Source organism: Nonomuraea sp. K271, from assembly GCF_009908215.1.
GTDB classification, from domain to species: Bacteria; Actinomycetota; Actinomycetes; order Streptosporangiales; family Streptosporangiaceae; genus Nonomuraea; species Nonomuraea longispora.
In genome coordinates this window covers 56636-83073 of record NZ_JAAAHR010000022.1, presented here as the reverse complement: position 1 = coordinate 83073, position 26438 = coordinate 56636, and the positions used below count along the sequence as shown (strand labels likewise).

24 protein-coding genes and 1 tRNA gene are annotated in these 26438 nt (G+C 70.8%); 14 read left to right on the top strand and 11 right to left on the bottom strand.

What is annotated here, in order from left to right:
- The coding region (locus GUY59_RS10785) for a CHAD domain-containing protein (protein ID WP_138198904.1) at window positions 1–892 on the top strand (892 nt) is incomplete at its 5' end.
- Window positions 893–932: 40 nt separating this feature from the next.
- On the opposite strand, the gene GUY59_RS10780 is transcribed toward GUY59_RS10785, so the two are convergent.
- The 4 genes from GUY59_RS10780 to GUY59_RS10765 form a co-directional block, all read right to left on the bottom strand.
- A complete protein-coding gene (locus GUY59_RS10780; RefSeq protein ID WP_236667018.1) occupies window positions 933–1808 on the bottom strand; it encodes an NUDIX hydrolase in 876 nt (291 codons plus the stop codon).
- Window positions 1801–3861 carry an RNA degradosome polyphosphate kinase gene (locus GUY59_RS10775; protein WP_132338481.1) on the bottom strand — a complete coding sequence of 687 codons (2061 nt, stop codon included), beginning with the start codon at window positions 3859–3861 and terminating at the stop codon, window positions 1801–1803. The genes GUY59_RS10780 and GUY59_RS10775 overlap by 8 nt, the downstream gene beginning before the upstream one ends.
- Window positions 3862–3979: 118 nt before the next feature.
- Complete coding sequence (locus GUY59_RS10770; protein ID WP_236667017.1) at window positions 3980–4882, bottom strand: TetR/AcrR family transcriptional regulator; 903 nt, start codon at window positions 4880–4882, stop codon at window positions 3980–3982.
- A 43-nt stretch (window positions 4883–4925) separates the two neighbouring features.
- Window positions 4926–5864, bottom strand: a complete 939-nt coding sequence (locus GUY59_RS10765) for an acyl-CoA desaturase (RefSeq protein ID WP_132338479.1) — start codon at window positions 5862–5864, stop codon at window positions 4926–4928.
- A gap of 299 nt (window positions 5865–6163) precedes the next feature.
- Here GUY59_RS10765 and GUY59_RS10760 point away from each other — a divergent pair.
- The 12 genes from GUY59_RS10760 to GUY59_RS10705 all read left to right on the top strand — a co-directional run bounded on the left by GUY59_RS10760 (window position 6164) and on the right by GUY59_RS10705 (window position 17661).
- Window positions 6164–6235: transfer RNA gene (locus GUY59_RS10760), tRNA-Gln, on the top strand.
- A 126-nt stretch (window positions 6236–6361) separates the two neighbouring features.
- A complete protein-coding gene (gene glmU, locus GUY59_RS10755; protein WP_138198903.1) occupies window positions 6362–7810 on the top strand; it encodes a bifunctional UDP-N-acetylglucosamine diphosphorylase/glucosamine-1-phosphate N-acetyltransferase GlmU in 1449 nt (482 codons plus the stop codon).
- Window positions 7811–7874: 64 nt separating this feature from the next.
- Complete coding sequence (locus GUY59_RS10750; RefSeq protein ID WP_132338475.1) at window positions 7875–8852, top strand: ribose-phosphate diphosphokinase; 978 nt, start codon at window positions 7875–7877, stop codon at window positions 8850–8852.
- Window positions 8853–8951: 99 nt separating this feature from the next.
- Window positions 8952–9560: a 50S ribosomal protein L25/general stress protein Ctc gene (locus GUY59_RS10745; protein WP_138198902.1), complete on the top strand. Its 609-nt coding sequence runs from the start codon at window positions 8952–8954 to the stop codon at window positions 9558–9560.
- Between the two features lie 63 nt (window positions 9561–9623).
- On the top strand, window positions 9624–10208 hold the full coding sequence (gene pth / locus GUY59_RS10740; protein WP_132338471.1) for an aminoacyl-tRNA hydrolase: 585 nt from the start codon (window positions 9624–9626) through the stop codon (window positions 10206–10208).
- A 109-nt stretch (window positions 10209–10317) separates the two neighbouring features.
- On the top strand, window positions 10318–11757 hold the full coding sequence (locus GUY59_RS10735) for a sugar transferase (RefSeq protein WP_236667030.1): 1440 nt from the start codon (window positions 10318–10320) through the stop codon (window positions 11755–11757).
- Complete coding sequence (locus GUY59_RS10730; RefSeq protein WP_171055278.1) at window positions 11757–12578, top strand: 3'(2'),5'-bisphosphate nucleotidase CysQ; 822 nt, start codon at window positions 11757–11759, stop codon at window positions 12576–12578. The genes GUY59_RS10735 and GUY59_RS10730 overlap by 1 nt, the downstream gene beginning before the upstream one ends.
- A gap of 19 nt (window positions 12579–12597) precedes the next feature.
- Window positions 12598–13512 carry a sulfate adenylyltransferase subunit CysD gene (cysD, locus tag GUY59_RS10725; protein WP_132338467.1) on the top strand — a complete coding sequence of 305 codons (915 nt, stop codon included), beginning with the start codon at window positions 12598–12600 and terminating at the stop codon, window positions 13510–13512.
- Entirely contained in the window at window positions 13512–14774 is a 1263-nt protein-coding gene (gene cysN, locus GUY59_RS10720) for a sulfate adenylyltransferase subunit CysN (protein ID WP_138198900.1), read from the top strand. The genes cysD and cysN overlap by 1 nt, the downstream gene beginning before the upstream one ends.
- Window positions 14775–14864: 90 nt before the next feature.
- Window positions 14865–15758, top strand: coding sequence for a sulfotransferase family protein (locus GUY59_RS10715; protein WP_171055277.1), 894 nt, complete (start codon window positions 14865–14867; stop codon window positions 15756–15758).
- Entirely contained in the window at window positions 15755–16663 is a 909-nt protein-coding gene (locus tag GUY59_RS10710; protein ID WP_138198899.1) for a glycosyltransferase family 2 protein, read from the top strand. The genes GUY59_RS10715 and GUY59_RS10710 overlap by 4 nt, the downstream gene beginning before the upstream one ends.
- Window positions 16664–16899: 236 nt before the next feature.
- A complete protein-coding gene (locus tag GUY59_RS10705; protein ID WP_138198898.1) occupies window positions 16900–17661 on the top strand; it encodes a WecB/TagA/CpsF family glycosyltransferase in 762 nt (253 codons plus the stop codon).
- Window positions 17662–17677: 16 nt separating this feature from the next.
- Here GUY59_RS10705 and GUY59_RS10700 read toward each other — a convergent pair whose 3' ends face one another.
- From GUY59_RS10700 to GUY59_RS10675, 6 genes are read right to left on the bottom strand one after another with little or no spacing between them, the layout of a single operon-like run.
- Window positions 17678–18574: a sulfotransferase gene (locus tag GUY59_RS10700; protein WP_138198897.1), complete on the bottom strand. Its 897-nt coding sequence runs from the start codon at window positions 18572–18574 to the stop codon at window positions 17678–17680.
- Window positions 18571–19830 (bottom strand): lipopolysaccharide biosynthesis protein, encoded by a 1260-nt coding sequence (locus GUY59_RS10695; protein WP_138198896.1) that lies wholly within the window; start codon window positions 19828–19830, stop codon window positions 18571–18573. Before GUY59_RS10695 ends, GUY59_RS10700 begins: the two co-directional genes overlap by 4 nt.
- Window positions 19818–20672, bottom strand: a complete 855-nt coding sequence (locus GUY59_RS10690) for a sulfotransferase domain-containing protein (RefSeq protein ID WP_138198895.1) — start codon at window positions 20670–20672, stop codon at window positions 19818–19820. The genes GUY59_RS10695 and GUY59_RS10690 overlap by 13 nt, the downstream gene beginning before the upstream one ends.
- On the bottom strand, window positions 20669–21565 hold the full coding sequence (locus GUY59_RS10685) for a hypothetical protein (RefSeq protein ID WP_138198894.1): 897 nt from the start codon (window positions 21563–21565) through the stop codon (window positions 20669–20671). The genes GUY59_RS10690 and GUY59_RS10685 overlap by 4 nt, the downstream gene beginning before the upstream one ends.
- The gene (locus GUY59_RS10680; protein WP_138198893.1) at window positions 21562–22827 is read right to left on the bottom strand and encodes a hypothetical protein; all 1266 of its coding nucleotides are present in this window, start codon (window positions 22825–22827) and stop codon (window positions 21562–21564) included. The genes GUY59_RS10685 and GUY59_RS10680 overlap by 4 nt, the downstream gene beginning before the upstream one ends.
- On the bottom strand, window positions 22824–24179 hold the full coding sequence (locus GUY59_RS10675) for a hypothetical protein (RefSeq protein WP_138198892.1): 1356 nt from the start codon (window positions 24177–24179) through the stop codon (window positions 22824–22826). The genes GUY59_RS10680 and GUY59_RS10675 overlap by 4 nt, the downstream gene beginning before the upstream one ends.
- 328 nt (window positions 24180–24507) lie before the next feature.
- Here GUY59_RS10675 and GUY59_RS10670 point away from each other — a divergent pair, with 328 nt between their 5' ends.
- The gene (locus GUY59_RS10670) at window positions 24508–25566 is read left to right on the top strand and encodes a glycoside hydrolase family 26 protein (RefSeq protein WP_161714479.1); all 1059 of its coding nucleotides are present in this window, start codon (window positions 24508–24510) and stop codon (window positions 25564–25566) included.
- On the opposite strand, the gene GUY59_RS10665 is transcribed toward GUY59_RS10670, so the two are convergent.
- Window positions 25563–26438 carry a sulfite exporter TauE/SafE family protein gene (locus GUY59_RS10665; RefSeq protein ID WP_138198890.1) on the bottom strand — a complete coding sequence of 292 codons (876 nt, stop codon included), beginning with the start codon at window positions 26436–26438 and terminating at the stop codon, window positions 25563–25565. The two genes, GUY59_RS10670 and GUY59_RS10665, sit on opposite strands and share 4 nt — an antisense overlap.

The following is a 26438-nucleotide window of genomic DNA, read 5'->3' as shown; positions in this document are numbered from 1 at the left end:
CCCCAAGGCCCCCACCCAGCCGGGCACCGCCGGCGACATCGTCATCGCGTACCTGGCCGGCCAGGTGGCAGCCCTCCTCTCGCAGGACCCCCGCGTGCGCAGGACCGAGGAGGACGCCGTGCACCAGATGCGGGTGGCCGCCCGCAGGATGCGCAGCGCGCTCAAGGCGTTCAGGACGGTCGTGAAGGACACCGACCGGCTCCAGGACGAGCTGCGCTGGCTCGGCGCCGTTCTCGGTGAGGCCCGCGACCTGGAGGTCATCAGGGCCAGGTTCGGCGGGGCGCTGAACGGGCTGGCCCCCGAACTGGTCACGGGCCCCATCCAGGCGCGGCTCGGCACGGATCTGCTCGAACGCGAGCAGGAGGCGTACGTACGCATCAAGGACGCGCTCAGCGGCGAACGCTACTACACGCTCCTCAACGCGCTCGACTCCCTCATCTCCGCCCCGAAACTGGGCAAGGCCGCGGCCAAGTCCGCGCAGGAGCGACTGAGCGCCATCGCGGCGGCCGGCTGGGACCGGGTGACGAGGGCGTACGACACCGCCCAGGCCATCGAGGACCCCGAACGCCGCGAGATCGCCATGCACGACGTGCGCAAGGCGGCCAAACGCGCTCGGTACACCGCCGAAGCACTCAAACCGACGCTGGGCGCCGGCATGGGCAGGCTCGCCGAACTCGCCGAGGGCATCCAGGAGATCCTGGGGACGCACCAGGACGGCGTGGTCGCGCAGGAGACCTTGACGAAGGAGGCCGAGAACGCCCGCCAGGCCGGCGAGGACACCTTCACGTACGGGGTGCTCGTGGGGATCGAGCGCAGCGCGGCCGACCGGGCGCACGCCGAGTTCCCCAAGGTCTGGGCGGAGACCGTCGAAGCGGTCGACCAGATCGTGTGACGATCTGTCCGCAGCAATGGGGCGGGCCAAGCGGCCACTCTCACGCCGGGTAACGCTCGGTGCTGACGACGTGCCCGCCGGCGCGGTGCAGCACGGCGAAGGCGCCCTTGCGCAGGTGCATGCTCCTGCCACTGAGCGCCTCGACCAGTTCCGGCAGCACCTTGCCGTGGCTGCACACCGCCGCGGGCAGCGCGAGGTCGCCGACCAGGGCGGGGGTCTTGCGCGGATCCTGGCCCTCCTCGCTGAGCAGCGGCTCGATCCGGATCCCCGCGCCGGCCCGCGTCCCGGTCCCGCCGGCTTCGTGCGGCATCGCGGCGAGGTACGGCTCCAGGGTCTGGACGCACCGGGCGCTGGGGGAGCTCACGAGCACCTCGGGCCGGTACGCGGGCAGCACGCGGGCCAGGTTCGCCGCGTGCGCACGCCCGGTGGCGTCGAGCGGCCGTTCGGCGTCCTCACCCTGCCACTCGTTCCTTGAGCCCGCCGAGCCGTGCCGGACGAGCACGAGGGGCGTGGTCGCGAGCGGCGCCGCGGATAGCGCCCGCAGCAGTCCGGCGTCCCACTCGTACGTCAGCAGCCGCCTGGCCTCGTCCACCGGCAGCCAGCGCAGCTCGTCCACCTCGTCCCCGGGCACGAACCCGTCGTCGGAGACCGCCCTGCCCACCCAGTAGTCGACCCGCTTGAGCCGCTCGGAGCTGAGGTAGTGGACGGGCGGCAGCGCGCGGCCGAGCACGATGGTCATGCCGGTCTCCTCACGCACCTCGCGCAGGGCGGCGGCGATCACGTGCTCGCCGGACTTGAGCTTGCCCTTGGGGAAGGTCCAGTCGTCGTAGGCGGGACGGTGGACGACGGCCACGTGGGGGCGGCTCTGCCCACCCCGCCAGACCACGGCTCCGGCCGCGCGGAGCAGGTCAGTCATCAACAGTCCTCCAGCGCCGGGTGCCGACGAGGTGGCTCTGCAGGTCCTCGCCCGGGTGGCGGACCCAGGAGCCGTCGGAGCCGAGCCACCACGCGTTGGTCGTCTCGGCCATGGCCCGGTCCATCAGCTCGACGAGGTACGTCTTGTGCTGCTGCGACGTCACCTTGACCAGGGCTTCGACGCGGCGGTCGAGGTTCCTGCGCATCAGGTCGGCGCTGCCGATCCAGAGCTCGGGCCGCCGTCCCAGGCCGAACTCGTACACCCTGGAGTGCTCCAAAAAGCGCCCCAAGACCGACCTTACGCGGATATTTTCGGACAGGTTGGGGATGCCTGGCCGGAGCGTGCAGATGCCCCGCACCCACAGGTCCACCGGCACGCCGGCCCTGGACGCCCGGTAGAGCGCGTCGATGATCGGCTCGTCCACCAGTGAGTTCGTCTTGATCCTGATCCTGGCCGGGCGGCCGGCCTGCTGATGGGCGATCTCCCGCTCGATCCTGGCCAGCAGCCCGCTGCGCATGGAGTGGGGGGCGACCAGCAGCCGCCGGTAGGCGGAGTGGTTGGAGTAGCCGGTCAGGTGGATGAACAGGTCGGTCACGTCCTCGCCGACCAGCGGGTCCGCGGTGAGCAGGCCGAAGTCCTCGTACTGGCGGGCGGTCTTGGGGTTGTAGTTACCGGTGCCGATGTGGCAGTAGCGGCGCAGCTCGCCCGAGATCTCCTGGCGGATCACCAGCGCCAGCTTGCAGTGCGTCTTCAGCCCGACCACGCCGTAGACGACGTGGCAGCCGGCGCGTTCGAGCTTGCGCGCCCAGGAAATGTTGGCGTGCTCGTCGAAGCGGGCCTTGATCTCCACGACCACCACGACCTGCTTGCCCGCCTCGGCCGCGTCGATGAGCGCGTCCACGATGGGCGACTCGCCGCTGGTGCGGTAGAGGGTCTGCTTGATCGCCAGGACGCGGGGGTCGGCCGCGGCCACCTCGATGAAACGTTGCACGCTGGTGGCGAACGAGTCGTACGGGTGGTGCAGCAGCAGGTCGCGCTCGCGCAGGATCGAGAAGATGTCGTCCTCGGCGTTGATCACCTCCGCCGGCACGAACGGCCGGTAGCCGAGCTCGCCGCGGTCGAGGTCGGCGATGGCGTGCAGGCCGGTCAGGTCGAGCGGCCCCGGCAGGCGGTAGATCTCGTGCGGCGCCAGCTCCAGCTCCTCCACGAGCGGCGCCAGCACCTCGGGCGTGATCGTGTTCTCGACCTCCAGCCGCACAGGCGGGCCGAAACGCCGCTTGAGCAGCTCCTTCTCCAGCGCCTGCATGAGGTTCTCCGTGACGTCCTCGTCCACGTCGAGGTCCTCGTTCCTGGTCACGCGGAAGACGTGGTGCTGAAGAATCTCCATGCCCTTGAAGAGCTGGCCGAGGTGCGCCGCGATGACGTCCTCCAGCGGCACGAACCTGTCCTTGGACGCGGGCACGAACCTCGGCAGCTGCGAAGGCACCTTGACCCGCGCGAACACCGTGTGATCGGTCGACGGGTTGCGCACCAGCACGGCCAGATTCAGGCTGAGCCCCGAAATATAGGGAAAGGGGTGGGCGGGGTCGACGGCCAGCGGCGTCAGCACCGGCCGGATCCGCTCCCTGAAGAGCTTGCGCAGCTCCGTACGTTCCTCCCGGCCCAGGTCGTCCCACCTGACGATCTCGATGCCCTCGCTCGCGAGCTGGGGGAGGAGGTGGTGGTGGAAGGCCGTCGCGTGCCGCCTGGCCAGCTCGTCGGCGACCGTGCCGATCCTGGCCAGCTCTTCACGGGGCTTGAGCCCGCTCTTGGTCCGCAGCAGCAGGCCGGTGGCCATGCGCCGCTTCAGCCCCGCCACCCGTACGCGGAAGAACTCGTCGAGGTTGCTGGCGAAGATCGCGAGGAAACGCACCCGTTCGAGCAGCGGCAGCGAGGCGTCCTCGGCCAGTTCGAGCACCCGCTCGTTGAACTGGAGCCAGCTCTCCTCGCGGTTGAGAAATCGTTCTTGGGGGAGGGGCAGGTCGTTGGCGGGGGAAAACGCTTCCGCGGACATATGGCGTATATTGCCCCGATTGGTTGAACAGAACGTTAACGTCGTCGCAACGGCTCACCCTCGTCGGCCAGCGCCGCTCAACCTCATCGTCACCCGGCATGACCTGCGGGTTCAAGGTTCACTCCTGATGATCTACCTGACCTAGACGCGCGGCGCGCTCGGCCAGCCGGGCCTCCCGCTGGCGGATCTTCTCCTCGCGCTCGCGGGCCTTCTCGGCCTCCTTCAGCAGCCGCTCGCGCTCCTTCAGCTCCCGCACCCTGGCCTTCTCGGCCTCTTTGAGCTCGCGCTGGCGCAGCTTCTCGGCCTCCTTGAGCTCCTTCTCGCGGGCCTTCTCCAGCTCACGCAGTCCTTTGTCCCCAGTGCGCGGTTTGGCCGGCGGCGTCAGTTCGCGGGTCGTGAGGCTGATGGCCGGGCTGGGATTGAGCCCCGTCAGACCGTTCCACGCCAGGTTGACCAGGTGGGCGGCGACCTCCTCGCGTCCCGGCTTGCGTACGTCGAGCCACCACTGCCCGGTCAGGGCCACCATGCCGACCAGCATCTGCGCGTACATCGGCGCGAGCGTGGGCTCGTAGCCGCGGGCGGCGAACTCGTCGGCCAGGACGTCCTCCACCTGGCTCGCGATCTCACTGATGAGGCTCGCGAACGTGCCCGTGCCGGAAGCGGCGTGGGAGTCGCGCACCAGGATGCGAAAGCCCTCGCTGCTCTCCTCGATGTACTGCAGCAGGGCCAGTGCGGCCCGCTCCAGCTTGATGAGGGAGTGGGAGGCGGCGAGGGCTTCGGTGATCATGGTGAGCAGCTTCTGCATCTCGCGGTCGACCACGACCGCGTAGACGCCTTCCTTGCCGCCGAAATGTTCGTAGACCACGGGCTTCGAGACCTGCGCCGTAGCGGCGATCTCCTCGATAGAGGTCCCGTCGAACCCCTTCTCCGCGAAAAGCGCACGGCTGATGCGGATCAGCTGCTCTCGTCGCTCGCTACCGGACATGCGTCTGCGGGATCGGGGTTCCGTCACGGTCTCCATAATGACGGCCACGGCAGTGTGGCCGCCTTCCGGCGGATCGGCGTCAGCCAATGCGTTTCGCCGCCAGCCGCTCCGGGTTCGGCCAGCGGACAGCGTACACCCAGCCCAGCCGCTCGAAGATGCGGATCAGGCCGGCGCTCAGGTCGATCTGGCCCTTGAGCGCGCCGTGCCTGGCGCAGGTCGGGTCGGAGTGGTGCAGGTTGTGCCACGACTCGCCGAACGACGGGATCGCCAGCCACCACACGTTGCGCGACTTGTCGCGCACCTGGAAGTCCTCCTCGCCGAAGACGTGGCAGATGGAGTTGATGGACCAGGTCACGTGGTGGAGCAGGCCGATGCGGACGAGCGACCCCCAGAACAGCGCGGTCAGCGCGCCCTGCCAGGACCAGGTGAGGAGCAGGCCGAGCAGGCCGGGCAGCAGGATCGAGACCAGGGCCAGCGGCGGGAACCACTTGTGCAGCTTGATGACGTCGGGGTCCTTGCACAGGTCGGGAGCGTACTTCTCCCTGTTGGTGCGCTCGCTCTCGAACAGCCAGCCCATGTGGGCGTAGAGCAGGCCCTTGGTCATGTTCTTGAAGCCGGGGCCGAAGCGCCACGGCGAGTGCGGGTCGCCCTCCTTGTCGGAGAACTTGTGGTGCTTGCGGTGGGTGGCCACCCAGTCGAGCACCGACATCTCCAGCGACAGGCTGCCGGCGATGCCCAGCGCGATCTTCAGCGGCCGCTTGGCCTTGAACGAGCCGTGGGTGAAGTAGCGGTGCAGGCCGACGGTGACGCCGAGCCCGGAGACGACGTAGAAGACGAAGGCGATCGCGATGTCCGTCCAGCCGAGGCCCCATCCCCAGGCCAGCGGTACCGCCGCCGCGATCGCGACGATGGGCAGCCCGACGACGAGGGCGAAGGTGACGAGCTCGGTCTTCGACCGTGGCTCTGGTTCGAAGTCCGGCTTCGGGGCAGGGGACGAACGTTCGGCGGTAACGGTCATGGGCGACCTCCAATGGCCTGTATGAGGACGAATGTCCGGCTACGCAACCGTAACCTACGCCATCGTAAGTAAGGAAGACCTAAGCCTGGAATATGGTGAAGGTGACGTTCCGGTGGGCAAGGTGGGTGGGGTTCATGCCTTGCGTCTTTTCGGGCGGACTGTTAAGGCTGGGCGTAGCCGTACTGCCGCTCTACCTGGGCGGATCACCCGCCACACGGAGCCGGGGCGTGATTACGGGCGCGCGCGCACGCGTGGGCTCGGTATCGTAGGGATGTGTCGGACGCCACGTGTCCGATCTGTCCCGGATCGTCTAATCGGCAGGACAAGTGGTTTTGGTCCACTTTGTAGGGGTTCGAGTCCTCTTCCGGGAGCTTTGAGGTGATCCCCCGCTGAGTGTCCTGGCTGAGGCCAGGTATCCTCACGGTGTCGGGAGGGTGTCGGTGCGGTAGCCGCACCGTACAAACCCTGATTCGTCCAGCCACAGGGAGCCTCAGTCCGTGAGTGTGCCGCGCCCGGCAGCCGTCATCGTCCTCGCCGCGGGCGAGGGCACCAGGATGAAAAGCCAGACCCCGAAAGTCCTGCACGAGTTGTGCGGCCGCGCGCTGCTCGACCACATGCTCGCCGCCGCCCGTGACCTCGGCCCTGAGCGGCTCATCGTGGTCATCGGCCACGCGCTCGAACGCATGCGCGACCATCTCGCGGCGACCAGCCCCGACGCTCGCGCCGTCGTCCAGAACGAGCAGCGCGGCACCGGCCACGCCGTACGCACCGTGCTCGAGGAGGTCGGCACGATCTCCGGCACGGTCCTCGTGACCTACGGCGACGTGCCGCTGCTGCGCCCTCAGACGCTCGCCACGCTGCTCCAACGGCACGACGCCGACGGCAACGCGGTCACCGTGCTGACGGCCGAGGTGCCCGACCCGACCGGCTACGGGCGGATCATCCGCGACGAGTCCGGCGCCGTGCTGGAGATCGTCGAGGAGAAGGACGCCGACGCCGGGCAGCGCGCCGTCAAGGAGATGAACTCCGGCATCTACGCCTTCGACGGCGAGCTGCTGGCCGACGCCGTCAAGCGGGTGTCCGCCGACAACGCCCAGGGTGAGGAATACCTCACCGACGTGCTGGCCATCCTGCGCGGCGACGGCCACCGCGTCGGCGCCTGCGTGGCCGGTGACTTCGTCGAGGTCGAGGGCGTCAACGACCGTGTCCAGCTGGCCGCCGCCCGGCAGGTGCTCAACCGACGCCTGCTGGAGGCCCACATGCGTGCCGGCGTCACGGTCATCGACCCCGCCAGCACCTGGATCGACGTGAGCGTGCGCATCGCCCCCGACGCGGTTGTCCACCCGGGCACCCAGCTCCACGGCGACACCGTCATCGAGGCCGGCGCCGAGGTCGGCCCCGCCACCACGCTCACCGCCACCCTGGTCGGGGCCGGCGCGATCGTCCGCAACGCGGTCTGCGACCACGCCGAGATCGGCCCGCAGGCCAGCGTCGGCCCCTACGCCTACCTCCGCCCCGGCACGGTGATCGGCCGCAAGTCCAAAGCAGGCACATTCGTCGAGATGAAGAACACCAAGGTCGGCGAGCGTTCCAAAGTGCCGCACCTGTCCTACGCCGGCGACGCCACCATCGGCGACGACGTCAACATCGGCGCCTCCACCGTCTTCGTCAACTACGACGGGGTCGACAAACACCACACCACCGTGCGCGACGGCGCGTTCGTCGGCTGCGACACCATGCTCATCGCCCCCGTGACCGTCGGCGACGGCGCCTACACGGCGGCGGGCTCTGTGATCAACGACGACGTCCCGCCGGGCGCGATCGGCGTGGCGCGAGCCCGGCAACGCAACATCGAGAAGTGGGTCCTGCGCAGGCGCGCGAGCACCAAGTCGGCCGCGGCCGCCCAGCGGGCGCTGGCCGAACGTGATCAGGAGAAAGAGGCATGACCGAGCTTGCCGAGGTCATCGAGCAGTACAGCACCGAGGTCGTGAGACCGACGAAGGGGGTCTCATGACCAGCATCAAGCAGCCGGGCGAGAAGAATCTCATGCTCTTCTCCGGCCGGGCCTACCCCGAACTGGCCGAAGAGGTGGCCGACCACGTCGGCGTCTCCCTCACTCCGACCAAACTCATCGACTTCGCCAACGGCGAGATCTACGCCCGCTACCTCGAGTCCGTACGCGGCTGTGACGCCTTCGTCATCCAGAGCCACACCGGGCCCATCAACAAGTGGATCATGGAACAGCTCATCATGGTCGACGCGCTGAAGCGGGCCTCCGCCAAGCGCATCACCGTGGTCATGCCGTTCTTCGGCTATGCCCGCCAGGACAAGAAGGGCCGCGGCCGCGAGCCCATCACGGCCAGGCTGATGGCCGACCTGTTCAAGACCGCGGGCGCCGACCGCCTCATGTCGATCGACCTGCACACCTCGCAGATCCAGGGTTTCTTCGACGGTCCTGTCGACCACCTGTTCGCCATGCCGGTGCTGGAGAACTACCTCAAGAACAAACTCGACCTGGCCAACACCACCATCGTCTCGCCCGACACCGGCCGCGTCCGCCTGTCGGAGCGCTGGGCCGACACGCTCGGCACGCCGCTGGCGTTCATCCACAAGCGGCGCGACCTCGACGTGGCCAACTCGGTCAAGGTCAACGAGGTCGTCGGCACCGTACGCGGCCGCACCTGTGTGCTGATCGACGACATGATCGACACCGCGGGCACGATCTGCAAGGCCGCCGACGCCCTCTATGAGCAGGGCGCCACCAACGTCATCGCCGCCGCCACCCACGCGGTCTTCTCCGACCCGGCGGTCGACCGGTTGAAGAACTCCCGCATCAGCGAGGTGATCGTCACCAACACGCTGCCGCTGACGCCCGCCAACAGGTTCGACAAGCTGACCGTCCTGACGATCGCCCCACTGATCGCCCGCGCGATCAGCGAGATCTTCAAAGACGGCTCCGTCACGAGCTTGTTCGAGGGCGACACCTGAACAAGTAGACTATGAGGGTTGCGCTCGTAACGCCTTCCGCTAGGGCGGGTGAGGGGGAGCGCTCATCGATCCGATTCTTATGCATCCCTAGGAGATGTCGTGTCTGAAGTACGTATCGCCGCCGAGCAGCGCACCGCGTTCGGCAAGGGCGCCGCCCGCAAGATCCGTCGCGCGGACAAGGTGCCCGCCGTTCTCTACGGGCACGGCACCGACACCCAGCACCTGACCCTGCCCGGCCACGAGGTGCTGCTGGCGCTGCGCACGCCCAACGTGCTCATCCGCCTCGAGGGTGAAGGCATCAACGACCTCGCGTTGCCGAAGGGCGTGCAGCGCGACCCGATCAAGGGCTTCGTCGAGCACGTCGACCTGCTCCTGGTCAAGAGCGGCGAGAAGGTCACCGTCGAGATCCCGGTCACCACGGTCGGCGACGTGCACCCCGACGGCCTGCTCGACCAGCAGCTCGTCTCCATCGCCGTCGAGGCCGAGGCCACCCACATCCCGACCGGCGTCGAGGTCGACGTCGAGGGCCTGGAGGTGGGCCGCGTGATCACCGCCGGCGACCTCTCGCTCCCGCAGGGCTCCACGCTGGCCGCCGACGCCGACGCCGTGATCCTCCACGTCATCAACAAGCCGACCGAGGCGCCGGCTGAGGGCGCCGAGGGCGAGGCCGCCGAGGCTGCTGAGGGCGCCGAGGACTCCGCCGAATAACGGATCGTCCAGACGGCGGGGCGGCTTCGCGCGAGCCGCCCCGTCGCGCTACGAGGGGATCACATGGATCGCTGGCTGATCGCCGGGCTGGGCAATCCGGGGCCCGAATACGCGGGCAACCGGCACAATGCGGGCTTCATGGTGCTCGACGAGCTGGCCGCGAGGGCCGGCGGGCGGTTCAAGGCGCACAAGAGCCGGGCCGAGGTCTGCGAGACCCGCGAGGCCATCCTCGCCAAGCCCCTGACCTACATGAACCTCTCCGGCGGGCCCGTCAAGGCGCTCTCCGACTTCTACAAGATCGGCCCGGAGCGGCTGATCGTCGTCCACGACGAGCTCGACGTCCCCTACGGCGCGCTGCGGGCGAAGCTCGGCGGCGGCGACAACGGCCACAACGGGCTCAAGTCGATCACCAAGGTGCTCGGCACCCGCGACTACCTCCGGGTGCGTTTCGGCATCGGCCGCCCGCCCGGCCGCATGGACCCTGCCGCCTACGTGCTCAGAGACTTCGCCACCGCCGAGCGCAAGGACCTGCCCTTCCTCGTCGACCGGGCGGCCGACGTCGTGGAGTCGCTGATGACCCGCGGCCTCGACGCCACCCAGAACGACTTCCACCGGGCTGATCTGCACATTTCCGGCCCACCTCGCTGATCGTCGCATAGAGTCGTTCGCCGGTTGCGCCGGCTCGCCGCCGCTACGATCTGTGACTGTCCGTACGGGAATGGTCACCGGGGAGGCGTGTGTGCGCGGTGAAGGGCTCATGGCCGTCGCCGGAAACGGCCATGCTGTCTCCTGGGGGGCCGGGCCCCGCGTGCCCTCCTGGGTGCGCTCCTACCGGCTGCGTGTCGTGCTGGCCGACCTGTGCGGGGCGGGAGCCGCGGCCGCGATCGCCTTCACGGTCAGGTTCGGCGGGCTCACCCCGTACGTGCTGCCATACCTTCTGGTCAGCCTCGCGCTGCCGATGGTGTGGTGCTGCGCGGTGGCGCTCAACCGGGCCTACGAGCCGCGCATGCTGGGCGTCGGCTCCGAGGAGTTCCGCAGGATCCTGCAGGCGGGCGTGGCGCTGACCGCGGGCACCGCCATCGGCTCGTACGTGACCAAGACCGACGTCGCCCGCGGCTACGTCGTGCTGGCGCTGCCCTTGGTCACCTTCTTCACCCTCGTGCTCCGGTACGCCCTGCGGCGCTCACTGCACCGGCGCAGGGCGGCGGGCGAGTGCATGCGCCGCGTGGTCGCGGTCGGCCACCCGATCGCGATCGCCGAGCTGGTACGCCTGTTCCGCAGGGAACGCCACCACGGCATGGACGTCGTGGCCGCCTGCCTGCCCGGCGGCCAGGCCGGTGAGCACGTCGGCGAGGTGCCGGTCGCCGGCGACCTCAGCGACGTGCCGATCGCCGTCGGCCAGTACACCGCCGACACCGTGGCCGTGCTCGCCTGCCCCGAGATGGACGGCCAGGCGCTGCGGCGGCTGGCCTGGCGGCTGGAGCGCACCCACACCGAGCTCGTGGTCGCGCCGGCGCTGATGGACGTCGCCGGCCCGCGTACCACGATCAGGCCCGTCGCCGGGCTGCCGCTGCTGCACGTGGAGCACCCCGAGCTCACCGGGGCGAGGCAACTGGTCAAGAACGTCTTCGACCGGCTGGTCGCCGTCGCGCTGCTCGTCCTGCTGGCCCCCGTGCTGGTGGCGCTGGCGGTCGCCGTCCGCGTGACGAGCCCCGGGCCCGCGCTCTTCCGGCAGACCCGGGTGGGCAAGGGCGGCAGGCTGTTCACCATCGTGAAGTTCCGCACCATGAGGCGCGGGTCAGAGCGGCAGAAGATCACCCTGGTCAGCGACAGGGACGGCGTGCTGTTCAAGATGCGCAACGATCCGCGGGTCACGCCGCTCGGCGCGCTGATGCGCCGCCACTCGCTCGACGAGCTGCCCCAGCTCATCAACGTCGTACGCGGGCACATGTCGCTCGTCGGCCCCCGCCCGCCGCTGCCCGAGGAGGTGGCGCGCTACGGTGACGACGTGCGCAGACGACTCCTCGTACGCCCTGGGCTGACCGGGCTGTGGCAGGTCAACGGTAGATCTGACCTATCGTGGGAGGAATCCGTCCGTCTAGACCTGCGTTACGTGGAGAATTGGTCCCTCACCCTGGACCTCCAGATCCTGTGGAAGACTTGGTCGGCCGTCGCCCGCGGGCAAGGAGCTTATTGATGACGATTCGCGACGATCACGCCCTCGCCGCTGACCTGGCCACCGAGGCCGGTGAGCGGCTGATGAGGATCCGCGAGCGCACCGGGTTCGACGACCCGGCCGCGCTGCGGGCCGAGGGCGATCGCGCCGCCCACCTTCTGCTGATGGAGTCGCTGTCCAGGCTGCGGCCGAGCGACTGCGTGCTGTCGGAGGAGGCCACCCGTGAGGAGCGGCTCGACCCGCGCCGCCTCACCGCCGACCGGGTGTGGATCGTTGATCCCCTGGACGGCACCCGCGAGTTCTCGGAGCGGGCAGGGCCCGTGGGGAGCGCGACCGTCGACACAGAGCGGCGAGGAGGCTTCGATGAGGGGCGGTCGGACTGGGCCGTGCATGTGGCGCTCTGGGAGCGCGGCAGGCTCACCGCCGGCGCCGTGGCGTTGCCCGCGCAGGGCCGTACGCTGACGACCGCCGACCCGCCCAAGCCGCCCGCCCACGAGAAGGGCCGTTTCCGCATCGCGGTGAGCCGCACGCGGCCGCCCGAGTTCGTCAAGAAGCTGGCCTACCTGGTCGGCGCCGACCTCGTGCCGATGGGGTCGGCGGGGGCGAAGATGGCGGCGGTGCTCACCGGCGACGTCGAGGCGTACGTACACGCCGGAGGCCAGTACGAGTGGGATTCCGCCGCGCCGGTCGCCGTCGCCCTGGCCGAAGGGGTTCACGCGAGCCGCATCGACGGCTCGGAGCTGCGGTACAACCAAGCCGACCCGTCTCTACCCGATATCCTGGTTTCCCTACCGGAGCTGGCGCCATCCCTGCTCGCCGGCATCCGGGACCTGCACCGCTGAACCTCCGGAGGAAGCTCCCATGCTCCAGCGCGACTACACGACGTCGCAGCTCGACGTGCTCGAGGCAGAGGCCATCCACATCATGCGTGAGGTGGCCGCCGAGTTCGAGCGCCCATGTCTGCTCTTCTCCGGGGGCAAAGACTCGATCGTCATGCTCCGCATCGCGGAGAAGGCGTTCTGGCCCGCACCCATCCCGTTCCCGCTCATGCACGTCGACACCGGCCACAACTTCGACGAGGTCATCGAGTTCCGCGACCGGCGTACTGCCGAGCTCGGCGCGCGCCTGATCGTGGCCAGCGTGCAGGATTCGATCGACCAGGGCCGGGTCGTCGAGCAGACGGGCCGGCACGCCTCACGCAACCGGCTGCAGACCACCACGCTGCTCGACGCGATCGAGGAGCACGAGTTCGACGCCGTGTTCGGCGGCGCCAGGCGCGACGAGGAGAAGGCCAGGGCCAAGGAGCGCGTGTTCTCCTTCCGCGACGACTTCGGCCAGTGGGACCCGAAGAACCAGCGCCCCGAGCTGTGGAATCTCTACAACGCCCGCATCCGCAAGGGCGAGCACATCCGCGTCTTCCCGCTGTCCAACTGGACCGAGCTCGACGTCTGGGACTACATCAGGCGCGAGGGCATCGAGATCCCCTCCATCTACTTCGCCCACACCCGCAAGGTGTTCGAGCGCGACGGCATGCTGCTGCCCGACGCCGACGTCGTCCAGCGGGGCGACGACGAGCCGCTGTTCGAGGCGGTGGTGCGCTACCGCACCGTGGGCGACATGACCTGCACGGGCGCCGTGCAGTCCCCGGCCACCACGGTCGAGGAGATCATCGAGGAGATCGCGGCCACCAGGATCACCGAGCGCGGCGCCACCAGGGCCGACGACCGGTCGTCCGAAGCGGCCATGGAGGACAGGAAGAGAGAGGGCTACTTCTGATGGACATCCTTCGCTTCGCCACGGCGGGGAGCGTCGACGACGGCAAGTCCACTCTCATCGGGCGGTTGCTCTTCGACTCCAAGGCGATCTTCGAGGACCAGCTCGAGGCCGTCGAGCGCACCTCGCGCGACCGCGGCACCGAATACACCGACCTGTCGCTGCTGACCGACGGCCTGCGGGCCGAGCGGGAGCAGGGCATCACGATCGACGTGGCCTACCGCTATTTCGCGACGCCGCGCCGTAAGTTCATCATCGCCGACACACCCGGGCACATCCAATACACCCGCAACATGGTCACCGGCGCCTCCACGGCCGACCTGGCGATCATCCTCATCGACGCCCGCAAGGGCGTGCTGGAGCAGTCGCGGCGCCACGCGTTCCTGGCCTCGCTGCTGCGGGTGCCGCACCTGGTGCTGGCCGTCAACAAGATGGACCTGGTCGACTACTCGCAGGAGCGGTTCGAGGAGATCAGGGAGGAGTTCACGTCGTTCGCGTCCAAGCTGAACGTCGGCGACCTCACCTTCATCCCGATCTCCGCACTCAACGGCGACAACGTGGTCTCCCGCTCGGAGAACATGCCCTGGTATCTCGGCACGTCGCTGCTGCACCACCTGGAGAACGTGCACATCGCCTCCGACCGCAACCTGACCGACGTGCGCTTCCCCGTCCAGTACGTGATCCGCCCGCAGCGGGCCACCGACCACGCCTTCCACGACTACCGCGGCTACGCCGGCCAGGTGGCGGGCGGCGTGCTCAAGCCGGGTGACGAGGTGGTGCACCTGCCCTCCGGCCTACCCACGCGGATCGCGTCGATCGACACTTTCGACGGTCCGGTGGAGGAGGCGTTCTCGCCGATGTCGGTGACGCTGCGCTTCGAGGACGACCTCGACATCTCGCGCGGCGACATGATCGCCAGGCCCAACAACCAGCCGCACGTCGCCCAGGAGCTCGAGGCGATGATCTGCTGGATGGCCGACGGCATCAAGCTGACGCCGCGCACCAAGTTGACGATCAAGCACACCACCCGCACGGCGCGCGCCCTCGTGCGCGACCTGCACTACCGGCTCGACGTCAACACCCTGCACAGGGACGAAGAGGCCACGTCGCTCAGCCTCAACGAGATCGGGCGGGTGTCGCTGCGGGTCACCCAGCCGCTGTTCGTGGACGACTACTCCCGCAACCGGATGACCGGCGGGTTCATTCTCGTCGACGAGTCCACCAACGGCACGGTCGGCGCCGGCATGGTCATGGACGCCCACTGAGGTAGATCTTTTGGTGTTTCCGTGACCGTCTGATTACGCTCCGCGCTAGGGTCTTCGCGTTCCGTGTTGGCGACGCGAAGGCCCTTCTCCGTGACCGACCACCCACCCGCCCGGGTCATCTACCTGGGAGGCCTCGGCCGCAGCGGCACCACGCTGCTGGAAAGGCTGCTGGGCGAGCTGCCCGGCGTGGTGGCGCTGGGAGAGGTGGTGCACCTCTGGGAGAGGGGCGTTCTCGCGCAGGAGCTCTGCGGGTGCGGTGCGGCGTTCCCCGCCTGCGCCTTCTGGAGTGCGGTCGGGGAGCGGGCGTTCGGCGGCTGGACCACGTCGGTGGCCGGAAGGGTCCTGACGCTGAGGCGCCGGGTCGACCGCACCCGCAGAATCCCGCGCATCGCCCATCCCGACCTCGCCGAATACGCGCAGGCATACCAGACGCTCTACACCGCCGCGGGCGCGCCGGTCGTCATCGACTCCAGCAAACACGCGTCGCTGGCGTGCTGCCTGGTCGCGGCGGGCGTGGACGTGTCGATCGTGCACGTGGTGCGCGACCCGCGTGCCGTCGCCCACTCCTGGGGCAGGACCGTCGAACGCCCTGAGGACGGACGTCCCATGACCCGCTGGAGCCCAGCCAGGACCGCCGTGCACTGGACGGCCCAGAACGCCGCGCTCGAACTGCTCGCCGGGCGCGGAGCCCGGGTCGTCCGCGTCCGGTACGAAGACCTCGTCGCCGCGCCCGTCGACACGCTCACCGGCCTGGCCCGCAGGCTCGGCCTGGCCACGGCGGAGCTGCCGTTCATCGACGGCTCGACCGCCTGGCTCGGCCCCTCCCACACGGCCTCGGGCAACCCGATGCGCTTCCACGTGGGGCGGGTGGAGCTGCGGCGGGACGACGCGTGGGTGTCGGGGCTGGCGGTGCGCGACCGGCGTGCCGTCGACCTCCTCACCTGGCCGCTCAGGGCGCGTTACGGCTACCGGAGCGCGGCATGACCCGATCCGTCGGCGTGGTGATCCCGACCCGCGGGAACCGGCCGGCGCAGTTGCGTGAGGCCGTCGAGGCGGTGCTCGCCCAGGACCACACCGGCGGGCTGTCCGTGGTCGTCGTGGCCGACCTCCCCGACGCCGAGCCGGCCGCCGCGGTACGCGCCGTCGCCGCGCAGGTGGGCGGATCAGCTTCGGTACGGGTCCTGCCCAACGCCCTCGCCCCCGGGCTTCCAGGGGCGCGGAACACCGGGATCGCGGCGTGCGAGACCGACCTGGTCGCGTTCTGCGACGACGACGACGTGTGGCTGCCCGGCAAGCTCGCCGCCCAGGTGCGGGCGCTGCGCGACGGCGGTGAGTTCGCCAGCTGCGGCATCGAGGTCGAATACGGCCGCCGCCGGGTGGCCCGGCTCGCCGGCACCTCGATCGTGACGGCCGACGATCTGATCCGTTCGCGGATGGTGATGGTGCACTCCTCGACATACGTGTTCGAACGCGGCTCCTTGTGGGTGGACGAGAGCGCTCCCGCCGGGCAGAACGAGGACTGGGACCTCGCCCTGCGCGCCGCCACGCGCCGGCCGATCGTGCACGTCGACCGTCCGCTGGTCCGGGTGCGGTGGGGCGGATCCCACTACGCCACGCGCTGGGCCGATCGCATCGCCGGGCTCGACTGGATGCTCGCCCGCCACCCCCGGCTGGCCGCGAACCCTCGCGGCGCGGCGCGGGTCTACGGCCAGCTCGCCTTCAGCCACGCCGCGCTCGGCCACCGCCGCGAGGCCGTCCGCTGGGCGTTGCGCACGTTCGCGGCCCGGCCGGGCGAGCCGCGGGCGCCGATCGCGCTCGCGGTGGCCGCCGGTCTCGTGTCCGCGCCCACCGTCCTTGCCGCACTTCATCAGAGGGGGCACGGCATTTGACACCACCCCGGCCACCAACCCCGCCCATCGGCCTTCTGGACACTTCGCCTCTGATCTCCTCAGGGCTTCCCGACCGGTCGTCGTCCCCGAGCCACCGGCTCTGCGATCAACCGTCCGCCTCGTGTCCGGACGGGTCTTCCGACCGCACCGGCCCTCCGCGCTCCGGTCACGCCGTTGTCGCGACGCGGGCGGGCGAGCCGGGTGAGCTCGACTCGCGCGGGCGGCGGACGGCGCGGGTGCGGGTCGGCGGGGTCGAGGTGGACGCGCTCACCGAGGACGACGTGGTCGCGTGGGTGGCACGCGAGCTGGAGGCGGGAAGGGGCGGCCGGATCGTCACCCCGAACGTCGACATCTGCAGGGCCGCAGCCGCCGACCCCACGCTCAACGACCTGGTGTGCTCGGCGGAGCTCGTCGTGGCCGACGGCATGCCGCTGGTGTGGGCGGCCAGGCTGCGGGGCACCCCGCTGCCCCAGCGCGTCACGGGGGCCGACCTCATCTGGTCGCTCAGCCGGCGCGCCGCCCGCCACGGCTGGCCCGTCTACCTGCTCGGCGGCCCTCCGGGCGTCGCGCACGCGGCAGCGGCCGAGCTCGCCGGCCGCTGCCCGGGGCTGAACGTGTGCGGCGCCCACAGCCCGCCGTACGGCTTCGACGCGACCGCGGAGGGCAGGGCACGTGTCCTGCGGAAGGTGGCCGGCGCGCGGCCGCGGCTCGTGTTCGTCGGGCTGGGGTTCCCGAAGCAGGACCGGCTCATCGCCGACCTACGGCACGAGCTGCCGGGGACGTGGTTCCTGGGGTGCGGCGCGGCGATCGGGTTCGCCGCGGGGGCGGTCGCCAGGGCTCCGGGGTGGATGCGGCGGGCCGGGCTGGAATGGGCGTTCCGAATGGCCGTCGAGCCGGGCCGGCTGGCGCGTCGCTACCTGGTCGACGACCTGCCGTACGCGGCCGGGCTGCTGGGCGGCTCGCTGGCCGCACGGGTCCGGTCGCATCGCAGTCTCTGACCGGGCGGCGCTCCCATCAGGTGGCGGTGAGGGTTCGTACGCGGGCGACGTCCTCGGGGGTGAGGCCGCGGGCGGCGTCGCGCAGGGCCTGACGGGAGTCCATCGGCCGGTACGCCGTGCGCGACAGACCCGACCAGGCGAACCCGTCACCCGCCCGTGAGCGGCCCGTGCACGCCCTGCGGATGCGGCGTTCGGCGGCGGGCGTCCAGGTCAGGCCGGCGTGGTCGTACAGCTCGCGGAAGCGGGGGAGCGGGTCGGCGGCCAGGGACTCGTACGACGTGGTGAGGATGCCCGGGGTGCGGGCCAGGATCGAGCGGGTCGCCCGCCACAGCGCGGCGGCCTTGGCGATGCGGTCATGAGAGCCGGCCAGGGCGCGCAGTTCCAGCAGGTCGGGGTGGTCGCGCACCAGCAGCGGCTGCTCCAGCAGCTCGTGGACGTGCACGGTCCATCCCAGCCGCTGCCAGCTCGCCACGAACGACACCGGGTCGCGCACCAGCGCGATCACCCGGCAGCCCAGGCGGCGGGCGAACCAGCCGGCGCTGAGCACGGCGAACGGGTCGTCCAGCAGCGCCCGCCGTCCCGCCAGCCGGCCGAGCGTGAACGCGGCGCCGTAGCGGACGAGGCGGGCCAGGTCGTAGGGGGAGTGGTTGGCGCGCAGCTCGGCCAGCCAGTGGTAGCGCAGGGCGACCGTGTCGCGGAAGGCGGGCAGCCAGGTGGCGGCGTTGTCGTCGCAGATGTACTGGAACCGGTGGGTCACCTCGGCCCTGAGCACTCCCGGGCAGCGTCCTGGCGGGTGCTGCGGGTTGAGCGGTTCGTTGACGTAGACGAGCTCGCCGCCGGCGGCGAGCATCTTGCCGGTCCAGCTCGTGCCGCTTCTCGGCAGCCCGGTCACCAGCACGGGAGCGCGGGTCACGCGGCCGCCCACGAGCGCGGGCGCAGCGCCGCCAGGGTGTGGCGGCCGAACGGGTGCAGGCCGTAGCGGCGGTGGAGCTGCCACAGGGGGAGCAGATTCTTCACGAGTACGCCGCCCGACCAGCCGATGACCGCGCCGAGCGCCCCGTGGGCGGGGATCAGGGCCAGGTCGAGGGCCACCGTGCAGGCGATCGCGGCCAGCAGGTTGCGCAGGCTCGCACCGGTGTGCCCGGCGGCGGTCAGCACCACGTCGACCATCCCGCAGGCCGTGGCCACCATCATCGTGCCCGCCAGCACGAGCGCCACCGGCCCCGCCTGGGCGTAGGAGGGGCCGAACAGGTGCAGCAGCCAGGGCGCCAGCGCCGCGTACCCCAGCCAGACCGGCCAGGTCATCACCACCAGCCAGATCGTGGCGGCCTGGTAGAGCTCGCCCGCGCGCGCCCACTCGCCCTCGGCGAGCGCCCTCACCAGCCGATCCTGTACGGCCTGCGCCAGCCCCTGGTTGGCGAGCTGCCCGACCACCTTGAACCGGGTGGCGGCCGTGTAGACGGCGGCCTGCGCGGGCCCGGCGAGCGCGGCGACGATCACGATGTCCACCCGCTGGAACACCGCCTGGATCGCCCCGGCGACCGAGCGCGGCGCGGTGTGCCGCCACAGGTCCCGGCCCGTGCCCTGCAGGTACGGCGTGCGCGGCGCCCGTCCGCGCAGCCCGGCGGCGGCCAGGACCGGCAGCAGCGCGTACGGCGCCGCCCACGCGACCGGCAGCCACCACACGGCCCCGGCCAGCGCCACGGCGGTCACGAGGACGAGCTGGCACCCCGGCACGAACACGCCGTCGAGCAGCACGGTGGGCCGCATGGCCCCGAACCCTCTGGTGGCGCAGAGCAGGACGTCGCCGGCCACCATGAGCGGGATCGCCACGGCGGTCAGGCCGAGGTGCGGGTGGAGCAGCGCGGCGGCGGCGCAGGCGGCCACGACGCCGGGCCAGAAGGCCGCCCGGATATATCCCGAAATGCCGTGATAGTCGTAGATTTTCGCCCGCGCGATGAAGTAGATCAGCCCGTTCCCCGCGTCCAGCTTCGCGATCCCGGCCGCCATCAGCACCAGCGCGGTCACCGTGAAGAACGCCCCCGCCTCCGCCGCCGTGAACGCCCGCGTCACCACCACGACCAGGGCGAACTGCGCGAGAGCGCTGAACACCGCCCCCGTCACCCCGGCGACCCCGCGCCGCCCCACCGAGGCGATCACTGACGCCACGACGGCTCACCGCCCAGCCACCGCGCCAGCCGGGCGTCGTACGGAGCGAAGTGCTCCCGCAGCGACCCCGCCAGATCGGGCGACACCCGGCGCGGCAACGCCCGGCCGTTGTGCCGCTCGAACTCCGGATAGCCCAGCCGGGGCACCTCAAGAAAGTCCAGCACCCGGTCGTAGACCGCCTTCGGCCGGGCGAAGAACAGGTGGCTGTCGAGCACCAGGATGCGCTCGCGCCCGAACAGCGGCTCCAGCCGGTCGAGCTGGTCGGCATAGCGGCCGCGGGAGAGGTAGGCCTGGTGGCGATGCGCGTGGTGGACCGCGAAAGGATCGTCGCGCAGCAGCTCCTCCGCCCCCGCCAGGCGCTGCTCCTCCAGCTCCACCGCGCGCTCGAAGTGCGACTCCGTCTCGAAACCCCTGGCCAGCTCGTGGGCGTGCGCGGAACAGGCCCGCTCGACCGGGTCGCGCACCAGCACGATCAGCTTCACGCCCGGCAGGTCGGCCGCGATGCGCTCCCCGGCCAGCGGATGGAACAGGTAGTAGGGGGACGACTCGAACGCCAGCGCCCGCGCGGCGTACCGGCGGCCGAGCAGCGCCGCGCCGGCCCGCAGCGGGAAGTGGCCCTGATACCAGGACATCCCCCGCTCGTAGCCGACGTCGAAATAGTGCACGCCCTTGTGCAGCACCGGCTTGAGCAGCAGCGGATGGCGTTCCAGGGCGCGGTAGAGCGAGGTGGTGCCGCACCGCTGCGCCCCCACGATCAGGAACGACGGCACCATGCGAGCGCCCGACGTGAACCTGCCCGTGGTCCTGGACAACGACAACACCGGCGCCTTCAGCGCCTTCATGTCAGCAGCTCCTCGTGGTCGACCACCGGGCAGAGCCAAATCTCGGGAGGACCGAGCGGAGCGTGGCCGTCGTCGGCGTGCCTGCCGGCCAGCGCGATCAGGTACCGCAGGGCGGTCCGCCTGGCCTCCGACGCCGACACCCCCAGGGGCGCGAGCACGCGTACGGACTGGGCCAGGCAGGCGCGCGCCGCTACCTGAGGGCTCATCCTGCGCAGGGCCCGCTGGAAGAAGTGGTGCAGGGCGTCGAGCCCGTAGGGCACGCCGATCTCGTACCGTTCCCAGTCCCACACAAGCAGGCGGCCGTCGGGGGAGGGACACATGTTCCAGGGCGCGAGGTCGCCGTGCCAGGCCGGCGACGGCCCGCCGGTCGCCGCGATCTCCTTGATCGCGGCCAGCCGCAGCGGCTCGCGCACCCGGCCACGCCGGACCGGCAGCGGCGCGAGCGCCAGCACCGCGAGCCCTTTCCAGCACCCGTGGTGCAGCACCCTGGGCGCGACCACCGTGTCCAGCGGCAACCCGGCCAGCCTGCGCAGAGCGGCCGCCTCGGCGGCGACCAGCTCGCGGGCGCGCGGGCTGTCGCCGATCTTCACGAACGCGAGCCGCCGCCCTTCCGAACGCGCCTCCAGCACGGGCTTGCGGTTCGCCCGCCGCGCCGGGCGTACGTGCAGGACCGTCTCGACCGGCCGAGCGAAGACCTCGCTGAGGTACGCGGCGATCGAGCCCTCGACCGGCACCACGACCGGCGCCCCCACATGCCACCAGCGGCGCGGCGCGAGCCGGCGCGGCAGGGCCGTGTGCGGCAGCACGGTGTACGGGCGGGGCGAGCCCGGCCCCGGATACAGCAGCCGCACGGTCTCCGCGAGATATCCGAGGCGGACCGCGGCGTCGGTCATGCATTCCTCCACAGGATGGCGAACGAGATGAGGTACAGGCTGAGCGGCGTGACCAGGCCGTCGTAGACGAACATGTAGAGCAGCACGAGCCCCATCACGAGCACCCCGGCCAGCCCGACGGGGCTGCGGTCACGCCAGTGACGCCGGATGGCGCCCGCGAAGAACGCCACGTAGAGCGCCGCCCCGGTGAAGCCCTGCGTCATGATGAGCAGCCAGAGCTGCCCGTCGCTGCCCAGCGGCGGATGCCCGCAGCCCGTGCACCACTGGGTCTTGCCCGTGGTGATCGTGCGGTGGTTGCCCGTCGCGTTGCGCGTGTTGCCGTAGCCGATGACCGGCGAGTGCGTGGCGGCGGCGAGCGTCGCGCTCACGGTGAAGGCCCTGATGTCGTTGGAGTGCGGCTTGTCCAGGCGCTGCGCGAACAGAGGGGCGAGCGGGCTGAGCGCGAACGCCAGCGCCGCCACGGCCACGCCCCCGCAGAGCGCGACCCGCGTACGCCCTCCCACCCGGACGATCAGGTAGAGCACGGCCAGGCCGAGCCCGATCCACAGGCCGCGGTTGAGCGAGTACACGATGGGGACGGCGGCCAGGGCGATCAGCACGACGGCGAGCACCCTGCGCAGCCGGCCGCCGTAGACCCACCAGCCGACCACGAACCAGACCAGCAGCACCGACACGTTGCTGCCCCACGCATTGGCCCACTCGTACGGCGCCTCCGGCCTCGGCATGGCGTAGCCGAGCACCTTCTGCGTCTGGCCGGCGGTGGGATGGATGAGGTTCTGGACGAACGGGTTCTCGCCGATCCAGCCGGGCAGCAGCAGCTCGACCGGTGAGGTGAAGGAGAACGACGGGAACAGCACGCCGAGCAGCCCGCCCGCGACCGTGGTGACGAAGAGCGCGCCCATCATCCGCACCAGGCGCAGCTGCGGTAGCTCGCGCTCGGTCAGGTTGCCGAGGTAGAGCACCACGACGAGGATCGCCACGTAGAGCGTGAGCCGCATGCCGTAGCCGATGATCCGGCCCGGCCCGAGCTCGCCGTAGGTGCCGGGCGGCATCTCCGCCAGCATCAGCCCGCCCACCAGATAGCCGGCCAGCAGCAGCAGCCACAACCCGAACCCGCGCGGCACCCTGATCGGCCTGCGCCGCCAGAGGATCACCGCCATGGGCGCCGCCACGACGATCACCGACAGGCCACCGAACCCGAGCGCCCACCAGATCGGATAGCCGACCAGCAGTGCGGCGATGGGCCACGCGGGGCCTTTCACGCCGGGTTGCCCCGCCGCCTGGGCCGGTGCAGCGCCTCCATGTGCGTGCCCTCCGCGGGCACGCTCACCTCCAGCTCGCCGGTCGCGACGAGCTTGCCGAGCGAGGCGTGCGGGCGTGCCTCGATGAAGGGGACGAACGCCGGCACCGCGTCGGTGGCCGCCACCGCGCCGATGACGGGCACGTCGTGCCGGGCCAGGCGGCGTAGCGCTGCCGTGACCTCGGTGGAGGTGACCAGGCCGAGCCCGACGAGCAGCAGGGCCGCGTCGGCCCTGGACAGGTCGCGCACGTCGGAGCCGTCGAGCACCGTCAGCGGGGCGCCGACCGTGAGCGGGTCGGCGGGTGACGAGAGGTAGAGGTGCGCGGGCAGCGCCTTGACCAGCAACCGGGTGCCGGGGCATGCGGCGACCACGGCGCTGGCGAGATCGTGGGGCAGGTCGTGCTCGTGCGGATCCGACAGGTCGGCGAGGACGGGCAGGCCGGTGAGCCGCTCGATGTCGGCGGCCGTGCGCAGCCGAGTGTCGAGCCGGTCGCGGGCCTGGGCGGCGGCGACGCCGGCGAGCAGCCCGGCCATGATCCCGGTGCCGAGGTGGAGCGGCAGGACGGGACGGCTCGGCTCGGTCGGCGGCTCGGCCTTGCTGATGATCGCGCCGGGGGTCACCGCGACGGTGCGCAGTTCGTCGTACTTCAGCGCGAGGTTGGCGGCCTGCCGGTTGAGCACGGTCTGGCGCTGGGCGGCGATGGCGTGCTCGGCGCTGCCCCTGGGCAGCGTGTGCAGCCGTTTGATCGTCGCCTCGATCGCGGAGCTGACGTGCCTGTACTTGCCGAGGACCGTCCGCTGCTGCTCGGCCATCGCGGTCAGCGCGTTGTGGCGGCGGTGGGCGAGGTAGGCCTCGGCGTAGGCGTGCGACCGGGCGGCCGCGGCGGCCGGCTCGGCGGCGGTCACCGCGATCTGCAACACGGAGGAGTTGGGCGGCACCGAGACCTCAAGCTCATCGGGGTCCGCGGGCTCAGCGGGCTCCGCGGGCTCAGCGGGGCCGGCGGCCCGCAGCGCCATGGCGGCCCGCTCGGCGACCACGGCCGACTGGGCGACCTGGGCCTCGGTGTCGAGGTTGAGCGCCTCGCGCTGGCGGTTGGTCACCTGGTTGCCCGGCTCCTGCGTGCCGACGGGCATGACGAGCACCTGCGTGGTCGCGGTGTAGGCGGCCGGTGTGAACCACAGCAGCCCGAGCCCGGTGGCCCCGCCGGTCAGGACGCATCCGGTGAGGATCGCCCACCGCCGGCGCAGAGGCCCGAGATGCTCGTCCAGGCGGGCGCCGGAGCGGGGGACCTGAGGGTCCGGCGGCAGGCTCATGAGGGCTCTCCTGGGTCATGTGCACGTCGTCATGGATCAGCGACTCTGCGTCACCGGCCTGGATGTGCGCCCACTATAGGGCCGCCCGCCTTCACCTCGGCTGAATACACAAGATTTTCTCCGGTACGGCCACAAAGAAGCCCCTCCATAAATCGAAATATGCAGAAAATTCGGGCGGAATGGCGGCCCTGGTGACGTGGGGAGACTTCCACACTGGCTGAAGTTCGCGGAATGACATGGCAAGGTTCAGGTTTGACAGGCAGGGTCGTTCGACAAGGGGGGTTGGAAGGCTTTGCGGCAACGGGGAATTTCTCAGAACACGACACACGTGGCATTCGTCGGCCTGATCCTGGCCGTGGCCGCGACGCTGGCCGCCTGCTCCACCGTGGCCGACACCACCGCGGGGGCGCCGGTCGCGGTCGAGGAGCCGGCACGTGACGTCGCGGGCCCGCCCGCGTGCACGGCCACCAGCAAGCTCATCCCGTCGTGCGGCGCTTGGTGGGGCATCGCGCCGGAGATCTTCACCGGCGCCCCGGTGGAGGAGGCGTTGCGCGGCGCCGAGTCGCGCATGGACGCCGGCGCCGACGTGCTGCACGTCTATCACCGGGGCAGCGAGTTGTTCCCGACCGACGCCGAGGTCAGGCTGGCCCGCGACCCGGCCAGGCCGAGGCTGCTCCTCATCAACTGGAAGCCGTCGTTCGACCACAAGTGGGCCGAGATCGCCGACGGGGCGCTCGACGCGAGGATCGACCGCCTGGCCGGCTACCTCCGGCGCACCTTCCCCGAACGCTTCTTCCTCACCCTGCACCACGAGCCGGAGAACGACGTGGACTCCTCGTCGGGCTCGGGCATGCAGGCCACCGACTACGCGGCGATGTTCCGGCACATCGTGCTCAGGCTGCGCGAGCAGGGCGTGAAGAACGCCGTCATGGTGATGACGTACATGGGGGCGCCCAACTGGGCGGCCAAACCCTGGTTCGAGGACCTCTACCCGGGCGACGACGTGGTGGACTGGGTGGCCATGGACCCCTACGCCGACCACCGGGTCGACGACTTCGAAAGCCTCGTGAACAAGACCCGCAAGGAATATCCCGACTGGCCCGGCTTCTACCGGTGGATGCAGGCCCGCTTCCCCGGCAAGCCGGTCATGGTCGCCGAGTGGGGAGCCTTCTCGCGGCCGCTCGACCGCTCGTTCAAGCGAGCCTTCTTCGAGTCCGTACGCCGCCAGATCAAGCGCTATCCCCAGATCAAGGCGCTGATCTACTTCGATTCGCCGCAGGCGCCGCGCGGCGACACCAGCTTCGACTCCGACGAGGCGGCCGGCCGCGCGTTCACCGCGCTCGCCCGCGACCCCTACTTCCGCGCGACCCCCGTGCCGCGGCCCTAGCGGGCGCCGGCCGTCTCCCGAGGCCGGGGAGCCTCGGCCCTGTCGCGCAGACGCCACCCCACGACGGTGACCACGGTGGCGGCGGCCAGGGCGCAGACCGTGACCGTGTTGTCCACGTCGAGCAGCTTGAGCGCGGAGGCGAGCAGGACGATCGCCAGCATCGCCCTGATGAGGCCGCCCGGTGCGCGCGAGGAGATCCTGGCGCCGAGATAGACGCCCGGGATCGAGCCGATGAGCAGCGACAGTGTGAGGTCCGCCTGGAAGTCGCCGAACAGCAGGTGCCCGAGCGCCGCGGAGACGACCAGCGGCACGGCCTGCACGAGATCCGTGCCGACGAGCTGGTTGGCCTTGAGCGCCGGATAGAGGGCGAGCAGGGCCACGATGATCAGCGATCCCGACCCGACGGACGAGACGCCGACGACCAGCCCGCCTACCGTACCGACCAGTAGGGTCGGAATTGGGCGCACGACGATCTCGTGCGCGCTCGACGTGCCGCCCCTCCCGCCGAGCCAGGTCTTGACCGCCATGCCGGCCACGGCCAGCAGCAGGGCCACACCGAGGGCGTACTTGACCGCGTCGGTGACCGCGAACGCCCTGGCCAGGAACACCCCGCAGAACGCGGCCGGCACCGAACCCGCGCACAACCAGGCCACCAGGCGCAGGTTGACCGTGCCGGTGCGCAGGTGCACCACGCCGCCGACCGGCTTCATCACGGCCGAGGCGACCAGGTCGCTCGAGACGGCGGCCAGCGGCGGGACGTTGAAGAACAACATCATCATGGGCGTCATGAGGGCTCCGCCGCCCATGCCGGTCAAGCCCACCACGATCGCCACCAGGAACGACCCGCCGATCAGCGCCGGATCCGCGCTCAT